The sequence below is a fragment of the Sodalis sp. RH22 genome, from assembly GCF_047324165.1.
In the GTDB taxonomy this organism is placed as follows: Bacteria; Pseudomonadota; Gammaproteobacteria; order Enterobacterales; family Enterobacteriaceae; genus Acerihabitans.
In genome coordinates, this window is record NZ_CP178731.1 from 154,596 (window position 1) to 172,514 (window position 17,919).

Sequence of the window (17,919 nt, forward strand, 5' to 3'; positions counted from 1 at the left end):
TCTGATTCCTTCTTTATTTAATTATTTTGCAAGCAGGATATCATTCACGATTTGCTGTGTTGACACTGCATCTTGACTGTCGATGCCGGTCTGCAAACCCGGGTGTCCGAGCAGCTTGCCTGACATTGCCAACAGCCGTTGTACCGTCGAAATATTGACTTCGCATTCACGCACCGGATCGAGACCGCTGGCATCCGGAAAAGTATCGAAATAATACGCCCCGCTAAAACCGTCTCGTTGCAACTGCCATAATAATTCCAGCGTGGCGCGTGGATTCACCGAGGCCACCATCAGCCCGTCGTCGCGTTTGCCATAACCGTCATTCAGATGCAGGCCCAGAATGCGGGAACGACGCGTCACCATACTGGCGGCAAAGGCCGGTATTTCATCGGCATACAGCACATGCGCGAAGTCTAGGGTAATGCCCAGATTACTGTTGCCGGCCTCTTCTACCGCCAGCAAGCAGGTGGCGACGTTGGGAAAGATGCTGAATGAACGGGGTTCATTGGGTTTATATTCAATGCTGATATCGCAATCGGGAGCATATTCGGCAACTTCCTGCACCGCCTTTACCGCATCGCTCCACATTTTTTTATAGTCAGCCTGGAAGCTGTAATCAAAACCGTCCTGTCCCAGCCAGATGGTCATTAATTTCGTGCCTAATTCACGGCCGGCATCAATGCCGCGTTTGGTGAGTTCGATGGCATCGCGCCTCACTTGCGCGTCAGGATTCGTGAAGGCGCCAATCCTAAACGCGGGTTTGTCATACCGCATGGCCATGCCGTTGACGGTTAATCCGTGATCCGCAATATGCTGTCCAAGCGTTTTCAGATCAGCGCCGACATGCTGTGGATAATTTAAATCCAGATGCGTCAATCCCTTGACTCTAGATGCTCTTTCGATCATTTGCATTACGGATGGCTTACCCTGCAAGTCCGGCCAGTACGCGTGCGCCCCCGAAGCGAAGGAGTTTAATCGTGTCGCAAACTTCAGTCCCGTCATGGTGAACCCTCATCAATTATAATTCGTGTTGTACTTATCTATTTCACAATAATTAGTGAAGTTGATAAGTAAGCTAACATCGGAATTATCACCCGGCAAGGGTATGGAAGGGAATTGTTCACAAATCAGAGGTAATTCACAAAATCAACCGGCGCAACCGTGAGGCGGCCATAGGGGGGATCGTGGGTTCGGCTTGCCATTAAACCGGGCGGCGGGGATGTCTTCCCGCCGCGCCGGCAAGGTCTTTACCGGGACGGCGGGGAGGGATTAGAAGATGGCCTGATATAACGCCTTGATATCCTCCAGGCTGGTTTGCCGGGGGTTGCCGCCGGTACAGACGTCGTCAAGCGCCGCCTGCGCCAGCGCCGGGATGTCCTGTTCCCTCAGGCCGACTTCGCGCAGCCGCGCGGGAATGCCCACCTCGCGGCAAAGCGCCTTCACCGCGTCGATGGCCGCCGTCCTCGCCTGCTCAAGCGGCATGGCGGCCGCGTTTTCAACGCCCATCGCCACGGCGATCGCCCGGAATTTTTCACCGGTTTGCGCCGCGTTGTATACCATAATATGCGGCAGAAGAATGGCATTGGCGACGCCGTGCGGAGTGTTGTAATACGCCCCCAGCGGATGCGCCATGCCGTGCACCAGCCCCAGGCCGACGTTGGAAAATCCCATGCCGGCGATATATTGCCCCAACGCCATGTCGTCCACGCCCCTGGCATCGCCCTGAACCGACGCGCGCAGCGAGCGGGCGATGATTTCAATGGCCTTCAGGTGAAACATATCGGTGAGTTCCCAGGCCGCCCGGGTGGTGTAGCCCTCAATGGCGTGCGTCAAGGCGTCTACGCCCGTGGCGGCTTTCAGGGACGCGGGCATGCTGGACATCATGTCCGGGTCGATAATCGCCACCAGCGGAATATCGTGGGGATCGACACAGACGAATTTACGCCGTTTGTCCTCATCGGTAATCACGTAGTTAATCGTCACTTCGGCCGCGGTGCCGGCCGTGGTGGGTATGGCGATCACCGGTACGCTGGCCGCGGTGGTGGCGGCCACGCCTTCCAGGCTAAGCACATCGGCGAAGCCGGGATTAGTGATGATAATGCCGATGGCCTTGCTGGTATCCTGCGGCGAACCGCCGCCGATGGCGATAAGAAAATCCGCCTGGGCCTCTTTAAAGGCGCTTACGCCGCGTTTGACGACGGAGACCGTGGGGTTTGGCATCACTTCATCAAAAACGTCGAAGGCAAAACCCGCCTGATCAAGTAACGCGAATACCCGGGTGGCCACCTTAACGCGGATTAACTCCTGGTCGGTAACAATCAGCGCCTTTTTATAACCGTGGGCCTTTGCTTCATCGATAATATGCGAAATAGCGCCCCGGCCAAAATAGGCGGTTTGATTTAAGATCATACGATTAGTCATAATGATAACCTTCGGTTGATTTCAGAATTGTTAGTAAGAAGTAACACGTCTTGTTTTATGCGCATGGCGTAATAACAGGCGAAATATCGCCTGTGGATTGATCTTTGCCGGTATCGTAACGCAAGCGCCGCCCCAGGACCTTCCGCCCATTGCCAGTACCGGACAAAAGATGGCAATCATGTAAAGATGCCGCGGGAGTGGTAAAAATCGGTTATAGGTGTGAAAAATTTAGCCTTAAAAAAGAACGCTTTTATTATTTTTAGATTTAAAAACAACACATTAATTTAAATGAGCATGGCATAAATTATGTACTTTATTTTACGATAATTAAGATTGTTGTCGATAAATGAGCGCGAATAATAAAAAAAATGAAACGTCGTGCCGATTTTTTTATTAATAATACATTGTTTTTTGAGCGATAAAAAATAAGCTTATGAGAACCTGCCGCAAATAAATCAATTATGTTTTTGTGATACTCATCACATCCCTCTTTATATGCGTGCCAGGGTAACGATCTGAATGGCGTAGATATGAAGGTAAGGCTTATTCCGATGCTTAGAATACAAAATTACATTGGCATTCATTTTCCGGCATGTGTCCCTATCACTTTATGCAAATTATTTTCTAAGGAATTGTAAATGGGCAGCTCAATTTTCCTCGGTATATTATGGCATTTCGTCGGCGCCGCTTCCGCCGCCTGTTTTTACGCGCCGTTCAAGCAGGTCCGGCGCTGGAGCTGGGAGACCATGTGGTCGCTGGGCGGGTTCTTTTCCTGGGTGGTGTTGCCCTGGACCGTCAGCGCCATCCTGCTCCCCGATTTCTGGGGCTATTTCGGCGCGTTTTCCTGGTCGACATTGCTGCCGGTATTTCTGTTTGGCGCCATGTGGGGCGTGGGAAATGTTAATTACGGCCTGACGATGCGTTATCTCGGCATGTCCATGGGGATCGGCATTGCCATCGGTATCACCCTGATTGTCGGTACGCTGATGACCCCTATCCTGCAAGGGAAGTTCGGCGCCATGGCCAGCTCGACCGGCGGCCAGATCACCTTGCTGGGCGTGTTCGTCGCTCTGATAGGCGTCGGCATCGTCAGCTATGCCGGGGTAATGAAGGAAAAAGCGCTCGGCGTCAGCGCCCAGGAGTTCAGTCTTAAGAAGGGCCTGATCCTGGCCGTGCTGTGCGGGATCTTCTCCGCCGGCATGTCCTTTGCCATGGATGCCGCGGTGCCGATGCATATCGCCGCCAAAAATATCGGCATCAGCCCGCTGTACGTGGCGCTGCCCAGCTATGTGATCATCATGGGCGGCGGAGCTATCGTCAATCTGGCCTACTGTTTTTTCCGGCTGGCCACCAGGCCCGAACTGTCGATAAAAGCGGATTTATCCGTGGGGAAATCCCTGCTGATAGCCAATGCGCTGTTCGCCATCCTCGGTGGCGTCATGTGGTATCTGCAATTTTTCTTCTATGCCTGGGGACACGCCAATATTCCGGAACAATACCGTTATGTCAGCTGGATGCTGCATATGAGCTTTTATGTGCTGTGCGGCGGCATCGTCGGCCTGCTGCTCAAAGAGTGGCTGGCCGTGGGCAAAAAACCGGTGCGGGTGCTGAGCCTTGGCGCGATGGTGATTATCCTGGCGGCCAATATCGTCGGCCTGGGCATCGCCTCCTGAACGGGGCGGGCCGCCGGTGATACGGCACCCGGCCCGCCATTTACCGCCTGAGCGCCGTGCCCAGCCCCGCAAGCGTGGGCGTCACGCTGGCCCCGTTCGCCGGGCGCGGGAAATCGGGGGCCGCCAGGCGCCAGAAGGCCGGCGTTTCATCAAATTGATGCTCCAACTGCTCAATGTCCTCGCTGATGGCGCAGGCCACCAGGCTGGCGGCATGCGCAATCGGTCCGCTGGGGTTATGCGGCGCGCAGCCGGCGCCGTGGGCGGCCGCAAGCGTTGCCACCTCCAGCACGCCGGTGATGCCGCGCGCATATTTGACATCCGGCATCACCACATCGTAAGCGCCGGCGGCGAGCCAGGGAAGAAACGCGGCGGGATGCGTCAGCTCCTCCAGGCCGGCCAGGCGCATGCCCAGGGTATTGGCCGCGCCGCGCAGCTGTTTCAGGGCGGGGATATTTTCCGGCGTTTCCGCCAGCGGGCACTCGAACCAGCTGACGCCAAGCGCCGCCAGTTCCGGTAATACCGCCGACGCGCCCGGCGGGTCGAAGCGCCAGTGGCAATCCACATACAGCTCGGCGGCGGGTCCGATGGCCGCGCGGGTGGCCGCCACGCGCGCCAGCCCATCCTCCAGCCGCCGCCGGCCCAGCGGCGTCAGGCGGATATCGGGGGTCAGGCCGTCGAAAGGCGCTATCTTGATACGGTTAAATCCCGCCGCGCGCGCACGTTGCGCCGCCCGGGCGAAACCCGCCCCGTCGCGCTGGACGATGCTGCGATTGATATTGGCATACAACGGGATGCGGGTGCGGTAGCCGCCGCCCGCCAGCGATGCCGCGTAGTCGCCCCTATCTTTGCCCCGGATATCCCACATCGCCTGTTCCAGGGCGCTGGCCATCGCCGCCTGGGGTACGCCGCGGGTTTCCCGGGCAATATAGGCGGCAAGCGCCTCCCAGGGCTGTCCCAGCAGATATCGCCGGGCGGCGTCATGGCAGGCGTCGAGCGCCCCCGGCTCGCGCACCCAGCTGGCCTCGCCCCAGCCGCATGCGCCGTCCGCCCGCGCCAGGCGGATAAATGACCAGGTGGTTTTGGTCGTGACCGGACAATGCACCAGTTCCAGCGCGGCGATGCGCGAATTATTCATGGGGTTCCTTCGTGGCGGCGTCAAAGGTTTGCGACCCGTCCGCATGCGGGGCATGCTCACGCATCCGGTTGAGCAGCACCAGCTTTGCGCGCGCGGTATGGGCGGCGGTTACGGCCGCCGCCGCTTCACCGTCGCCGGCGGCGAAGGCCGCCAGCAAGAGCCGGTGATCGGCCACCACGCCGGCAAAACGGTCGGCTTGATAACCGTAGCGTTTCCACAGGGCGCGGATCAGCCGCCAATGCCGCTCGAGAATCAGGCTGGCGTCGCGGTTGGCGGCAATGTGGTGAATGGCGGCGTGAAAATCGCGGTTGGCGGTAAGCGCCTCGGCGGCGTCGCCGCGGGCAACCGCCTCTTCGTGCCGCGCCCGCAGCGTTTCCAATTGTTCCAGCCACTGCGGCGTCATGCGCCCGGCGGCGCGGCGCGCCAGGTAGCTTTCAATCAACATGCGCACATCCAGCAATTCGGCCACGAAGGTCTCATCCACCGCCGCCACCCGCGCGCCCTTATTGGGCTGGGCGACGATCAGCCCTTCGCTTTCCAGCCGCTGCAGCGCCGCCCGTATCGGCATATGGGACACGCCGAAACGCGTGGCCAGCGCGTCGATGCGCAGCGGCGCCCCGGCGTCGAACTCCTGCCGGTTGATGATGGCGTCCCGAAGCCGGTCGGTAATGTCCGGTTCGCCGTCGTGGATGGGCTTATCTATTTTTCGCATAACGATATTTGATCAAATCATATGAGATGTGGAGTTATTTTCTGTTATAAATCGGCTTTATTCAATAGTATTCGGACAACAACAGACAATAATTTGATCAAATAACGCATTGCCGTTGGTTGGTCCATCGTTGAAGCGAGTATGAGGGATAGTATGACGTTAAAGATGTTCAGCGGCCGTGCCCGCGCCGGCGGCCTGCTGCTGGCGCTGCTGTTAAGCTTGGCATTGGCGGGCGGCAAGGCCCTGGCGGCGGCGCGCGATACCCTGGTGATTGGACAAAGCGCCGATATCACCTCCTTTGATCCGACGGAACTGCGCATGGGCACCTTTGTGCTGACGCACCTGCTGTATAACACGCTGATCCGCCTGGATGCCGACGGCCGTCCGCAGCCGGAGCTGGCGCGGTCCTGGACCCGCTCCGACGACGGCAAAACGCTGACGCTTAAACTGGCGGACGGCGTGACGTTCCATGACGGCCGGCCGTTTACCGCCAGGGATGTGGCGTTCAGCCTGAACTATGCCCGCGATCCGGTTAACGGCGCCAATATCCTGCCGCTGGCCAAAATGATCGGCAGTATCGATACGCCCGACGATCGCACCGTGATACTGCATTTTGCCGGCGCCTCGGACGCAATCTTCGATTTACTGGATCTGGCGTTTATTATCGACGGCAGCGCGCCTAAAAAAATCAAAACCGGCGGCAACGGCACCGGTCCGTTTAAACTGAGCCGCTACCTGCCGGGCGAGGACGCGGTGTTTGTGCGTAACGAGGCCTACTGGGGGCCGCGTCCGGCGCTAAAGAAAATCACCCTGAAAGTGATTCCCGATCAGCAGTCCGGGGTGATGCAGCTGCGCGCCGGCACGGTGGATTTTTTGCCGTCTCTGGACCGGGAAGCCGCCGAACAGCTGGCCGCGGCCGGTTTCGCCACCGGCGCCGCCACCGTGGAGGGACGGGTGCTGGATATTACGCTGAATACCCGAACCCCGCCGCTGGATAAGCCCGAAGTGCGGCGCGCCATCGGCCTGGCGCTGGATCGCGCGCGTATCGCCCATGATATCGCCGGCCCGGACGCCCGGGTGAAATGCCTGCCCTGGCCGCATTTTAGCCAGCGCGAGGCGGCGGGGCATGAAAACGCCTGTACCTTCGACCTGGCCCAGGCTAAACAGCTGATCCAGCAGGCGGGCGCCGCCGGGGCGGAAATATCGCTGATGTCGCGCAGCCAGTCCGAGCCGCAGATTGGCGCCATGGCGCAGATGCTGCAAAGCGCGCTGCGCGACATCGGCCTGAAGGTGAATATCGTCGAAATGTCCGAGGCCGCCTATATATCGCGCCTGCGCAAAGGGGATTTCCAAATGGCGGCCCATGTCTACGCCCGCGCCGGCCGCGGTCCGTCCACCATCCTGATGTCGGCGGTGATTTTCCGCGCCACCGATAACCTGGCGGGCGTCAAATCCCAGCAGTACCAGGACGATGTGGCCCTGGTGACCTCGCGGCCGCCGGATGAACAAACCGATCGCGCCTGGCAGCGCATCGACAGCTTTATGCTGGAGCAAAACTGGGTATTGCCGGTGGCGACGCTGCCGGTGCTGTGGGCCTCCGCCAAGGGGCTGACGGGCGTGCGTTTTAATCTGGACGGCATGCCGATCCTGAGCGCGGCTTCCTTCCAGCCATGAGCCGGACCAGGAGAAACAGACGATGACCGCCTATCTGCTACGCCGGCTGATGCAGTGGATCCCGGTGCTGCTGGTCTCAAGCATTATCGTGTTCGCGGTGGTGCGCGCCATGCCGGGCGATCCGGCCGAACTGATTGCCGGGCCGGACGCAAGCCGGGAGGATGTGCAGCGCATCCGGGTGGAATATGGCCTCGACCGGCCGTTGCCGGTACAGTATGCCGCCTGGCTGGGGCATATGGCGCGCGGCGATTTCGGCGTCTCCTATATCTATCATCGCGATAACAGCGAGCTGATTTTCAGCCGCCTGCCGTATTCCCTGCTGCTGGCCGCCACGGCCCTGTTCAGCGCGCTGGCGGTGGGGGTGCCGTTGGGCCTGGCCGCCGGCCTGTGGCAGGGCAAAGCCGTCGACTGGCTGGCGTCGGTCTTTTCCTCCGTGGCGGTGGCCACGCCTAATTTCTGGTTCGGCATGCTCGCCATCCTGCTGTTCGCCGTCACCCTGGGCTGGCTGCCGCCGGGGGGATTTGTCAGCCTTGATGAATCGTTCGCCGGTTTCGCCCAGGCGCTGGTGCTGCCTACCCTGACGCTTGGGCTGCACGGCGCGGCGGTGCTGGTGCGCTCGACCCGCGGCGCGGTGGTTGACACGCTGGGAGAGGGATACATCCGTACCGCGCGGGCCAAGGGACTGAGCCGCGGGCATATCATTTATTGGCATGTGCTGCGTAATTCACTGCTGCCGATTGTCACCATGACCGGCATTCTGCTGGGCCGCATGCTGGGCGGGGCGGTGGTTATCGAGTCGGTGTTCGCCTGGCCGGGCATCGGGCGCCTGCTGGTACAGTCCATTATCAATCGCGATTACGGCATGGTGCAAGGGATCCTGATCGTGCTGGTGCTGTTTTTCCTGCTGCTGAACCTGGCGGTCGATGTATTGTATGGCGCCGTTGACCCGCGCATCCGCCTGGTCAAGGGGGCGGCGTGATGAGCGCAGACGCTGTGGAAACGAGCGGCGCGGCGGCGGCCGGACCCGGCCGGCTGCGGTTGCTAAGGGCGCTGCTCGCCACGCCCTCCGGCCTGTTCGGCCTGTGCGGCGTGGCGATGATTACGCTTGCGGCATTGCTGGCCCCCTGGCTGGCGCCTTGCGATCCGGATGTCCAGTTTGCCGGGCTGCGGCTGGTGCCGGCCGGTACCGGCGGCCATTGGCTGGGCACCGACGAGCTGTCGCGGGATCTGCTCAGCCGGGCGCTGTTCGGATCGCGCATCTCCCTGCTGGTGGGGTTTATCAGCGTGAGCGCGGGCGCGGGACTGGGCATCGTGGCGGGACTGGTTGCCGGCATGGGGCCGCGCTGGCTGGACGCGCTGCTGATGCGGGGCTGCGATATCCTGCTGGCCTATCCCGGCATTTTGCTGGCGGTCATGACGGTGGCCATCCTGGGCGCCGGGCTGGCGCAAATCTGTATCGCGGTGGCGCTGGTGAACATCCCTATTTTTGCGCGCCTGATGCGCGCGTCGGTGCTGCGCGAGCGCGAGCTTGACTATGTGAAGGCGGCGGTGGTGCAGGGCAGCGGCCCGTGGCGCATCATGCTGCGTCATGTGCTGCCCAACAGCATCGGCGTGGTGATAACGCAGCTGGCGTCGGCGGCAGGCCACGCCATTTTGCTGGAGGCGTCCTTATCTTTTATCGGCCTGGGCATCAAGCCCCCGGCCGCCTCGTGGGGAACGATGCTCAGCAGCAGCCGCGATTACCTGGCGACGGCGCCGCTGTATGCCGTGGTACCCGGCCTGCTGTTACTGGTGCTGGTACTGGCGCTGAATCAACTGGGCGACGCGCTGCATAAGGCGCTCGACCCGCTGGGAAGGTCCTTATGACAAGCCATGAACTCCCGGCGCCGCTGCTGGAGGTGACGGGGCTAAGCGTTGATCTCGCCACCGGCCGGGAACGTTGCCGGGCGATCGATAATATCTCCTTTAGCGTCGAACGCGGCGAAACCCTGTGCATCGTCGGTGAATCCGGCTCGGGCAAGACGCTGACGGCGCTGGCGCTGATGTCGCTGTTGCCGGCGGGCATCGAGGTGGCCGCCGGCAGGATGCGCTTTGACGGCCGGGATTTACCGGCGCCGGAGGCGGGGCGGGGCGCCGGGCCGTACGGCGATGAGATCGCCATGATATTCCAGGATCCGATGTCCTCGCTTAACCCGGTGCTGACCATCGGGCGGCAGATTACCGAAAGCATCCGCCGCCACCAGCCCTCGCTTACCCGCCGGCAGCGCGCCGCCCGGGCGGAAGAGGTGCTGGCGCTGGTGGGTATCCGCGACGCCGCCGACAAAATGAAACGTTATCCCCACGAAATGTCGGGCGGGCTGTGCCAGCGCATCCTGATCGCCATCGCGCTGGTAAACCATCCGCGGCTGATTATCGCCGACGAGCCGACCACCGCCCTGGATGTTACCGTGCAGGCCCAGGTCATGGCGAGCATGCGCGCCGCCTGCCGGCTGACCGGCGCGGCGCTGTTGCTTATCACCCACGATATGGGCCTGGTGGCGCAGTACGCCGATCGGGTGCTGGTGATGTATGCCGGCCGTATCGTCGAACAAGGGCGGGTGGGGCGGATATTCCGCGCGCCGCGCCATCCCTATACCCGGGCGCTGCTGGAGAGCATTCCGCGCCTGGACGACGACGTGGACCGGATACTTGCGGCCATCAAGGGCGAGCCGCCGCTGATATCCCGCCTGCCCGCGGGCTGCGCCTTCCGCCCGCGCTGCCAGCTGTGCCGGCAGCGCCCGATCTGCGCCGGCCAGATACCGCCGCTGCGCGCGGACGGGGCCGATCCCGCGCATGCCAGCGCCTGTCATTTTGCCCATGAACTGGCCGCGCCGGTCCTCATGGAGAGGAACTAATCGCCTATGTCAAGCGCAGGTATACCGCTCGCAAGCCCCACCGCGCCACCGCCGCTGCTGCGGGTGGAGGGCATCGAAAAACATTACCCGCCGTCAGGCGGCGGTTTGCGCCGCGCCGCCGCCGTCATGGCGGTGAGTGGGGTGGATTTGACGCTGAACGCCGGTGAAACCCTGGGCCTGGTGGGCGAGTCTGGCTGCGGCAAATCCACCCTGAGCGCGGTGCTGGTGGGGCTGACGCGTCCGACCGCCGGGCGCGTCTGGTTCGACGGCGAGGATATTACCGCCCTGCCCAGGCGGCGCAACGCCAGGCTGTGCCGGGAATTTCAAATCGTCTTCCAGGACCCTTACGCATCCCTCAACCGGCGCATGACCGCTTTTGATATTATCGGCGAGCCGCTTACCGTGCATCGCATCGGCAACGCCGCCGAGCGGCAAAAACGGATTTATGCGCTGATGCGCCAGGTGGGGCTGGATCCGGCGCTGGCGCAGCGTTATCCGGCGGAGTTTTCCGGCGGCCAGCGCCAGCGCATCGGCATCGCCCGCGCGCTGGCGCTGAGACCGCGGCTGCTGATTCTGGACGAGCCGGTCTCGGCCCTGGACGTGTCGATACAGGCGCAGATCCTTAATTTACTGAAGCAGTTGCAGCGGGAGCATGGGCTGGCCTACCTGTTTATCTCCCATGATTTGCGCGTGGTGCGCTATATGGCGCCGCGTATCGCCGTGATGTACCAGGGGCGCATAGTCGAAACCGGCGGGCGGGAGCAGATTTTCTCCGCCCCGGCCCATCCCTATACCCGGGCGCTGCTGGCGGCGGTGCCGCCGGCCGAACCGCAGTGATGCGGGTAGCGCCGCAACACCGGCGGGTTGCAGTGAAACCTGCGCCCGGCGCGGGGCTTCCCCAGCGCCGGGATGACGGTACGGCCGCAGGATCACAGCGGCGGCAGTATCCCCTGGTCCCCCACGCTGTCAATCAACGCGCCGGAGGCCACCAGCTGCGCCGCGGCGGCGATATCGCCGGCCATATACCGATCCACCGTCAACGGCGCAATCTGCTCCCTGACGCGGCGCGCCGCCATCGCCAATGGCGCGCTGGTCCGCAGCGGCAGCCTGAATTCAAGGCCCTGTACGGCGGCCATCACCTCAATGCCGAGGATGGCGTACAGATTATCCAGCATCCTGCCCAGCCGCATGGCGCCGTGGCAGGCCATGGAAACATGATCTTCCTGATTGGCTGACGTCGGGGTGGAGTCTACCGATGCCGGATGCGTCATCTGCTTGTTTTCGCTCATCAGGGCGGCGGAGGTGACCTCGGCTATCATCATGCCGGAGTTCAGTCCGGGCGCGGCCACCAGAAAGGCGGGCAACCCAAAGCTCATGGCCGGGTCGACCAGCAGGGCGATGCGCCGCTGGGCGATAGCGCCTATCTCGGAAATGGCCAGCGCCAGGATATCGGCGGCGAAAGCCACCGGCTCCGCGTGGAAATTACCGCCGGACACCACGCTGTTATCGGATAACAGCAGCGGGTTGTCGGTAACGGCGTTCGCTTCGCGCGCGAGCGTGACGGCGACCTGGCGGATCAGGTCCAGGGCCGCGCCGGCCACCTGCGGCTGGCAGCGGATACAATAAGGATCCTGCACCCGCTCGTCGTTTGCCAGATGGCTTAAGCGGATTTCCGACCCGCGCAGCAGCCAATTGAGGGCCCGCGCCGTATCAATCTGACCGGGATGGCCGCGCAGCTGGTGAATCTCGTCATGGAACGGCGCGGTGGAGCCCATGACCGCATCGGTGACCAGCGCGCCGGAAATCAGCGCCGACTGTAGCGCCCGGTGCGCCCCGAACAGCCCTTTCAACGCCAGCGCGGTGGACGCTTGGGTGCCGTTGATCAAGGCCAGTCCTTCTTTGGCCGCCAGGATGATAGGCCGCAGGCCCGCCTGCTCCAGCGCCTGCGCCGCCGGCATGCGCTGACCGCGCAGCTCCGCGTCGCCTTCGCCCATCATGGCGGCCACCATATGCGCCAGCGGCGCCAGATCCCCGGACGCGCCAACCGATCCCTGGCTTGGGATCACGGGCATGATATCGTGGGCCAGCAGGGCTTCAATCAGGCCGATAACCTCATAACGCACGCCCGAGGCGCCCCGGCCCAGCGAAATCAGTTTCAGCGCCATGATCAGACGCACCACCGGTTTGGCCAGCGCGTCGCCCACGCCGCAGCAGTGCGACAAAATCAGGTTGCGCTGCAGTTTTACCACATCGTCAGCGTGGATACGCACCGAGGCCAATTTGCCAAAGCCGGTATTGATGCCGTAGACCGCCGCTTCGCCCTGCACGATTTCCGCTACGCGCGCCGCGCTCTTGCGAATGGCCGGCTCCATCGCGGGATCCAGCCGTACGGGCTCGTCGGTCCGGTAAATACACTCAAGTTCAGCCAGCGTGACGGCGCCGGGTTTTAACATAATCGTCATGGTTTTTTCCTGCCAATAAAAACATCAACCGCGCCGCGGCCAAAGCGCGGCGGCCTGGTCAGCCGGCAAACGCCGGCGCAAGCCGCCCTGTTGCCCCTTGCTCAGACCAGCTCGACGGTCAGCCAGATGGGGGTTTTGGTGTCAAAGGTGCTTTTCCATACCTCGGCGCCGACCTTATCCAGGCGATCGGCATGCTCGGGAATGACCTCTCCCAATACCGGTTGGGCCAGGTCCTCGGTGGTCGGTCCGTACTGCACGATAAATTTCTGGCCGGTGGATTGGGAAAAACGCAGCCGCCCCTTGGGCGCGTCGCAGATCCGCTCGCGCACCTGTATCGGCGCGGTGGATACCAGCGGGCACCAGGCGTACATGGATTCGCCGGTGACCACGGCGTGATCTTGCAGGACGGTAAAAGGCAGGGCCGCCATCAGGTCCTGGCATAACTCCGGATTTTCATGGACCGCCAGATAGGCATCCACGGTAATATCCAGCGGTTGCCAGGTCAGGCGGATCTTGCGGCCCGGCTTGATATGCACTCGCCGGGATGCATCGGCAATGGCGGGCGCGGCCACCTCGGGGTTGGCGTAGGTAAACTGCTTGCCCAGTCCCCACGGGAAATAATGGAACGACCAGGCGGCAAACGTATCGGTATAGATGCAAAACGCCCGGATCGCCTCTATCGCCTGCTGGCGCGATGTCGCCCGCGGCAGCCATTCGCGCAGGGACAGCGCCAGTTTGCCCAGCTGCGGGAATCCGCTGTAGCGCAGGTAGTTGCTGTACGGGTGATCGAAACTGTCGAGGATAAAGCAGAACTGCGGCAGCGTGATATCCGGGTTTTCAATGATTTGCAGCAAGGGATAATAGGTATACATGGAATAATCGCGCATCATACCGGCCGCGATATCCCAGGTACCGAAATACTGGCCGTAGCTGCCCGCCTGGTTCTCCAGGGTTCCGGTGCGAAAGGCGTAAATCTCCGCGGGCTCCTCGCGGGCCATGGCCGCGGTTTGGCTGCGAACGTGATCGATCACATCCCCCAGGCTGGTATAGCTCATTACGTTCTCCTGTCATGGTTTTCGCTAAAACGTGCGCTGGCGGCCCTTATGGCGCGGCGGCGCGGACAGGTTTATTGTATATACAATTAATATTTATGTATATACAATTAATAATAAGCACGAGGCTTTTCTTCAGCGGGCGTGGCCATACTCCCTGACAAAGTGGCCCGGGGTCACCTCTTTCATAAAACCGGGAGCCCTGCCGTCAAGCTGGCCGGCGTCGAAAAACAGACGCGCTTTACTCCGTTCCCGCGCGGGGTCGGCTTCCAGGGTGGCGCTCAGCAGCGCCTGGGTATAAGGGTGGCGGGCATCGTGAAAAATGGCCTCGGCGGGGCCGGTTTCCACGATCAGACCGCGCAGCATGACGGCCACCCGATGGCAGATATGGCGCACCATGCCCAGGTCGTGCGAAATAAACAGATACGCCAGCCCCTGTTCATCCTGCAGCTGTTGCAGCAGGTTTATGATTTGGGCCTGGATGGAGACGTCCAGGGCGGTTATCGGCTCATCGGCCACGATCAACTGCGGCGACATGGCCAGCGCCCGTGCAATGCAGACGCGCTGGCGCTGGCCGCCGGAAAATTCATGGGGATAGCGGCCGAGATGACGGGCGTCCAGGCCGACTTTGGCAAACAGGGCCCGCACGCGCTGCATAAGCGCCTCACGGGGTATTTTGCCCTCATGGATCACTATGGGATCCGCGACAAAACGGCCGACCGTCATCCGTGGATTGAGGGAAGAATAGGGATCCTGGAAAATAATCTGCATCACCTTGCGCAATGGCCGCAGCGCGGACTGGCTCATACCGACCAGGTCGCGGCCGTTAAGCAATACCTGGCCGCCGGTCGGCCGTTCCAGCTGCATCACGCAGCGCGCCACCGTGCTTTTGCCCGAGCCGGACTCGCCCACCAGCCCGAGGGTTTCCCCCCGCGCCAGGGTAAAGCTGACGCCGTCAACCGCCCTGAGCACGGCGCGCGCGCCCAGTAAAGACGCGCCGGCGGGATAGTCTTTGCATAATCCTTCCACCTGCAGCAGCGGCGGGGCGCTCGGGGGCATGCCGTTCATGTCGCGTTATCCTTATCAAGATCCGCCAGGCAGCGGGGCAAATCGTACCAGGCCGCCACCCGATGGCGCGGTTCATCGGGCGAGACGGGACGCAGCGGCGGCGCGTCAAGAAAACACCGCGCGGTGGCGAACGGATTGCGCGGCGCAAAAGGGTCGCCGGGCGGTCGCCGCGCCGGATCCACCGGCTGGCCGGCAATCTGGAACAGCGGTTGCCGGGGTCGCTGTCCCCGGCCGGGGATCGATTGCAACAGCGACCAGGTATAGGCGCTGTGGGGTTGGCTGAACACCCGTTCCACCGGTCCCGTCTCCATGATCTTGCCGGCATACAGCACCTGCATGCTGTCCGCCATCGCGGCCACCACGCCCATGTCATGGGTAATCCAAATGATGGACATCTTCATTTCGTCGCGCAGATCGCGGATAAGCGCAATAATCTGCGCCTGGATAGTCACGTCCAGGGCGGTGGTCGGCTCATCGCCAATCAGCAGTTTGGGTTTGCAGGCAATCGCCATGGCGATCATGACCCGCTGGCGCATGCCGCCGGAAAACTGAAAGGGATACTGCCTGACGCGCCGCGCGGGGTCGGCGATGCCCACCAGGCCGAGCAGGTCGACGGCGCGCCGGCGCGCCTTGGCATGGCTCATCCCCAGGTGATGCACCAGGGGTTCCGCCAGTTGCCGGCCAATGGTCAGCACCGGATTAAGCGAGGTCATCGGCTCCTGGAAAATCATGCCGATCTGCGCGCCGCGGATGGCGCGCAGCGCTTTATCCGACAGGCTCAGCAGGTTGTGCCCCTGGAACATGACCTCGCCGTGGACCAGGGCGCGGCTGCGCGGCGGCAATAATCCCAGCATCGCCAGCGCCTGCATGCTCTTGCCGCTGCCGCTTTCGCCGACGATGCCCAGCGTCTGGTTATCCTCCAGGCTATAGCTGATATCGTCGATAATCCTGACCGGCGGCGCGCCGCGTCCGGCCGGAACAGCCACGGTTAAATTACGCACGTCGAGCAAAGGCTGCATGGCGCTACTCCCCGGCGGACTTCAGTTTGGGATCGAAATAATCGCGCAGCCAGTCGCCGGTAAAGTTGGCGCCCATCACCGTCACGACTATCGCCAGTCCCGGAAAGGTGGTGACCCACCAGGCGGTGGCGATATACGCGCGCCCCTCCGCCAGCATCCGGCCCCAGCTCGGCCAGGGCGGCTGCACGCCCAGCCCGAGGAAACTCAGGCTGGCCTCCAGGAGAATCACGCGCGAAAACTCCAGAGTGGCGATCACCAGAATGGGCGTCAGGATATTCGGCAAAATGTAATAGCGCAGGATATGCCAGGGCCGGGCGCCGACGGCCACCGCCGACAGGACGAATTCCCTCTGCCGCAGGGCCAGCACCTGCCCGCGCACCATGCGGGCATAACGGATCCAACTGGTCAGGGCCAGGACGATAATCAGGTTGCCCAGGCTGGGACCGGTGGCGGCGATAATAATCAGCGCCAGCAGAATCAGCGGTATCGAGAGCTGCATATCGACAATACGCATCAGCAGGCGATCGATGAGGCCGCCGGCGTACCCCGAAATCATCCCCACCGCCACGCCGACGAGGCCGCCAATCAACACCGCGTTAAACCCCACCATTATCGAGACCCTGCTGCCGTACAGCAGCCGGCTCAACATATCCCGGCCCAACTGATCGGTGCCCAGCGGATGGGCGTCCGGCGCAAAAAAGCGGTACGTGGGCGGCGCCAGCCGCAGGGCCAGATTGCCGTGTACCGGGCTGGGCAGGGGGATCACGAAGGTGGCCAACACGCCCAGCAGCAATAACGCCATGATAAGCCAGCCGACAGCGCCGATGGCGCTCGACCCAATACGCCGTCCCACGGCGCGCATCACGTTCATTCGGTTCATCGCGTTTGCCTCACGCGCGGGTCCAGCAGGCTATAGAGCAAATCCACCCCCAGGCTGACCAGCAGGAACAGGCATGACACCACCATGACTCCCGCCTGGATCACGGGAAAATCACGGTTCGCCACCGCCTCGACAATCAGCCTGCCGACCCCCGGCCAGGAAAAAATGGTTTCGACCACCACCGAGCCGCCGAGCATTTCGCCCACCAATAGCCCGCTCATGGTGACCACCGGCAGCATGGCGTTACGCGCCATATGCCAGGTCATGATCACCCGCGGGGGCAGGCCCTTGGCGTGCGCCGTGCGGATATAATCCTCGCTCATGACGTCGAGCAGGCTGGAACGGAACAGGCGGGTGATATTGGCGGCGACGAAAATAGACATCACGGCGGTGGGTAAAATCAAATGCAGCGGGCTGCCGGTGCCGCCGGTGGGCAGCCAGCCAAGATCGACGCAGAACACCAGGATTAGCATAATCGCCAGCCAGAACGCCGGCGTGGCCTGTCCGAGCATCGCCAGGGTCAGCACCAGGAACTCCCATACCGAGTTACGGCAAAGCGCGGCAATCAAACCGGCCAGGCAGCCCGCCAGGATGCCGGTCACCGCGGAAAGCGCCGCCAGCAGCAGCGTGGCCGGCATCCGTTCCAGCACAATCCCCAGCGCCGAATGCTGGTAAAAAAAGGATTGGCCGAAATCGCCGGCCAGCGCATGGCCGAGAAAACGCAGATATTGCTCCAGCAAGGGACGCTGCAGGCCGAGCTGCTCGCGCAGGGCCTGCAGGTCGGCGGCGCTGGCGCCCTGGGGAAGCAATAAAGAAACCGGATCCCCCAGTAACCGCGACACCAGGAAAATAAGGGTCACCAGGCCGAATACCGCCGCCAGGGCTTCCAGCAGTCGGGACAGGATGTATTTCGCCACGCGCCACCGCCT

At 62.1% G+C, this 17,919-nt stretch carries 16 protein-coding genes; 6 read left to right on the top strand and 10 right to left on the bottom strand.

Annotation, left to right across the window (positions count from 1 at the left end; all coding sequences use genetic code 11):
* Window positions 1-21: 21 nt before the first annotated feature.
* The gene (locus ACL2XN_RS00655) at window positions 22-1,002 is read right to left on the bottom strand and encodes a sugar phosphate isomerase/epimerase family protein (protein WP_410014478.1); all 981 of its coding nucleotides are present in this window, start codon (window positions 1,000-1,002) and stop codon (window positions 22-24) included.
* Window positions 1,003-1,269: 267 nt separating this feature from the next.
* Complete coding sequence (gene fucO / locus ACL2XN_RS00660; protein WP_413723185.1) at window positions 1,270-2,421, bottom strand: lactaldehyde reductase; 1,152 nt, start codon at window positions 2,419-2,421, stop codon at window positions 1,270-1,272.
* 638 nt (window positions 2,422-3,059) lie between these two features.
* On the opposite strand from fucO, the gene rhaT reads away from it, so the two are divergent.
* Window positions 3,060-4,094, top strand: coding sequence for an L-rhamnose/proton symporter RhaT (gene rhaT, locus ACL2XN_RS00665; protein ID WP_413729862.1), 1,035 nt, complete (start codon window positions 3,060-3,062; stop codon window positions 4,092-4,094).
* A gap of 40 nt (window positions 4,095-4,134) precedes the next feature.
* Here rhaT and ACL2XN_RS00670 read toward each other — a convergent pair whose 3' ends face one another.
* Window positions 4,135-5,229, bottom strand: a complete 1,095-nt coding sequence (locus tag ACL2XN_RS00670; RefSeq protein WP_413729864.1) for an enolase C-terminal domain-like protein — start codon at window positions 5,227-5,229, stop codon at window positions 4,135-4,137.
* Window positions 5,222-5,941, bottom strand: a complete 720-nt coding sequence (locus ACL2XN_RS00675) for a GntR family transcriptional regulator (RefSeq protein ID WP_413723183.1) — start codon at window positions 5,939-5,941, stop codon at window positions 5,222-5,224. The genes ACL2XN_RS00670 and ACL2XN_RS00675 overlap by 8 nt, the downstream gene beginning before the upstream one ends.
* A gap of 153 nt (window positions 5,942-6,094) precedes the next feature.
* Here ACL2XN_RS00675 and ACL2XN_RS00680 point away from each other — a divergent pair, with 153 nt between their 5' ends.
* Genes ACL2XN_RS00680 through ACL2XN_RS00700 form a run of 5 tightly spaced genes read left to right on the top strand, consistent with a single transcriptional unit; the run spans window position 6,095 to window position 11,346 of the window.
* On the top strand, window positions 6,095-7,615 hold the full coding sequence (locus tag ACL2XN_RS00680) for an ABC transporter substrate-binding protein (protein ID WP_413723182.1): 1,521 nt from the start codon (window positions 6,095-6,097) through the stop codon (window positions 7,613-7,615).
* A gap of 22 nt (window positions 7,616-7,637) precedes the next feature.
* Complete coding sequence (locus tag ACL2XN_RS00685) at window positions 7,638-8,594, top strand: ABC transporter permease (RefSeq protein ID WP_410014483.1); 957 nt, start codon at window positions 7,638-7,640, stop codon at window positions 8,592-8,594.
* Window positions 8,594-9,481: an ABC transporter permease gene (locus ACL2XN_RS00690; RefSeq protein WP_413728074.1), complete on the top strand. Its 888-nt coding sequence runs from the start codon at window positions 8,594-8,596 to the stop codon at window positions 9,479-9,481. The genes ACL2XN_RS00685 and ACL2XN_RS00690 overlap by 1 nt, the downstream gene beginning before the upstream one ends.
* On the top strand, window positions 9,478-10,509 hold the full coding sequence (locus tag ACL2XN_RS00695) for an ABC transporter ATP-binding protein (RefSeq protein ID WP_413728075.1): 1,032 nt from the start codon (window positions 9,478-9,480) through the stop codon (window positions 10,507-10,509). The genes ACL2XN_RS00690 and ACL2XN_RS00695 overlap by 4 nt, the downstream gene beginning before the upstream one ends.
* 6 nt (window positions 10,510-10,515) lie before the next feature.
* A complete protein-coding gene (locus tag ACL2XN_RS00700) occupies window positions 10,516-11,346 on the top strand; it encodes an ABC transporter ATP-binding protein (protein WP_413728076.1) in 831 nt (276 codons plus the stop codon).
* A 92-nt stretch (window positions 11,347-11,438) separates the two neighbouring features.
* Here ACL2XN_RS00700 and hutH read toward each other — a convergent pair whose 3' ends face one another.
* From hutH to ACL2XN_RS00730, 6 genes are all read right to left on the bottom strand, one after another.
* Window positions 11,439-12,971: a histidine ammonia-lyase gene (hutH, locus tag ACL2XN_RS00705; protein WP_413728077.1), complete on the bottom strand. Its 1,533-nt coding sequence runs from the start codon at window positions 12,969-12,971 to the stop codon at window positions 11,439-11,441.
* A gap of 101 nt (window positions 12,972-13,072) precedes the next feature.
* Window positions 13,073-14,026, bottom strand: a complete 954-nt coding sequence (locus ACL2XN_RS00710; protein ID WP_413728078.1) for a hypothetical protein — start codon at window positions 14,024-14,026, stop codon at window positions 13,073-13,075.
* Between the two features lie 132 nt (window positions 14,027-14,158).
* Entirely contained in the window at window positions 14,159-15,091 is a 933-nt protein-coding gene (locus ACL2XN_RS00715) for an ABC transporter ATP-binding protein (protein ID WP_413728079.1), read from the bottom strand.
* Window positions 15,088-16,110: an ABC transporter ATP-binding protein gene (locus ACL2XN_RS00720; protein ID WP_410014490.1), complete on the bottom strand. Its 1,023-nt coding sequence runs from the start codon at window positions 16,108-16,110 to the stop codon at window positions 15,088-15,090. Before ACL2XN_RS00720 ends, ACL2XN_RS00715 begins: the two co-directional genes overlap by 4 nt.
* Before the next feature lie 4 nt (window positions 16,111-16,114).
* Window positions 16,115-16,990, bottom strand: coding sequence for an ABC transporter permease (locus ACL2XN_RS00725; RefSeq protein ID WP_410014491.1), 876 nt, complete (start codon window positions 16,988-16,990; stop codon window positions 16,115-16,117).
* Complete coding sequence (locus ACL2XN_RS00730) at window positions 16,987-17,907, bottom strand: ABC transporter permease (RefSeq protein WP_413723174.1); 921 nt, start codon at window positions 17,905-17,907, stop codon at window positions 16,987-16,989. Before ACL2XN_RS00730 ends, ACL2XN_RS00725 begins: the two co-directional genes overlap by 4 nt.
* Between the last annotated feature and the right edge of the window lie 12 nt (window positions 17,908-17,919).

Excerpts from the sequence above, each read along its gene's own strand:
- ACL2XN_RS00655 (WP_410014478.1), bottom strand. The coding sequence starts at position 1,002 with ATGACGGGACTGAAGTTTGCGACACGATTAAACTCCTTCGCTTCGGGG.
- fucO (WP_413723185.1), bottom strand. The coding sequence starts at position 2,421 with ATGACTAATCGTATGATCTTAAATCAAACCGCCTATTTTGGCCGGGGC.
- rhaT (WP_413729862.1), top strand. The coding sequence starts at position 3,060 with ATGGGCAGCTCAATTTTCCTCGGTATATTATGGCATTTCGTCGGCGCC.
- ACL2XN_RS00670 (WP_413729864.1), bottom strand. The coding sequence starts at position 5,229 with ATGAATAATTCGCGCATCGCCGCGCTGGAACTGGTGCATTGTCCGGTC.
- ACL2XN_RS00675 (WP_413723183.1), bottom strand. The coding sequence starts at position 5,941 with ATGCGAAAAATAGATAAGCCCATCCACGACGGCGAACCGGACATTACC.
- ACL2XN_RS00680 (WP_413723182.1), top strand. The coding sequence starts at position 6,095 with ATGACGTTAAAGATGTTCAGCGGCCGTGCCCGCGCCGGCGGCCTGCTG.
- ACL2XN_RS00685 (WP_410014483.1), top strand. The coding sequence starts at position 7,638 with ATGACCGCCTATCTGCTACGCCGGCTGATGCAGTGGATCCCGGTGCTG.
- ACL2XN_RS00690 (WP_413728074.1), top strand. The coding sequence starts at position 8,594 with ATGAGCGCAGACGCTGTGGAAACGAGCGGCGCGGCGGCGGCCGGACCC.
- ACL2XN_RS00695 (WP_413728075.1), top strand. The coding sequence starts at position 9,478 with ATGACAAGCCATGAACTCCCGGCGCCGCTGCTGGAGGTGACGGGGCTA.
- ACL2XN_RS00700 (WP_413728076.1), top strand. The coding sequence starts at position 10,516 with ATGTCAAGCGCAGGTATACCGCTCGCAAGCCCCACCGCGCCACCGCCG.
- hutH (WP_413728077.1), bottom strand. The coding sequence starts at position 12,971 with ATGACGATTATGTTAAAACCCGGCGCCGTCACGCTGGCTGAACTTGAG.
- ACL2XN_RS00710 (WP_413728078.1), bottom strand. The coding sequence starts at position 14,026 with ATGAGCTATACCAGCCTGGGGGATGTGATCGATCACGTTCGCAGCCAA.
- ACL2XN_RS00715 (WP_413728079.1), bottom strand. The coding sequence starts at position 15,091 with ATGAACGGCATGCCCCCGAGCGCCCCGCCGCTGCTGCAGGTGGAAGGA.
- ACL2XN_RS00720 (WP_410014490.1), bottom strand. The coding sequence starts at position 16,110 with ATGCAGCCTTTGCTCGACGTGCGTAATTTAACCGTGGCTGTTCCGGCC.
- ACL2XN_RS00725 (WP_410014491.1), bottom strand. The coding sequence starts at position 16,990 with ATGAACCGAATGAACGTGATGCGCGCCGTGGGACGGCGTATTGGGTCG.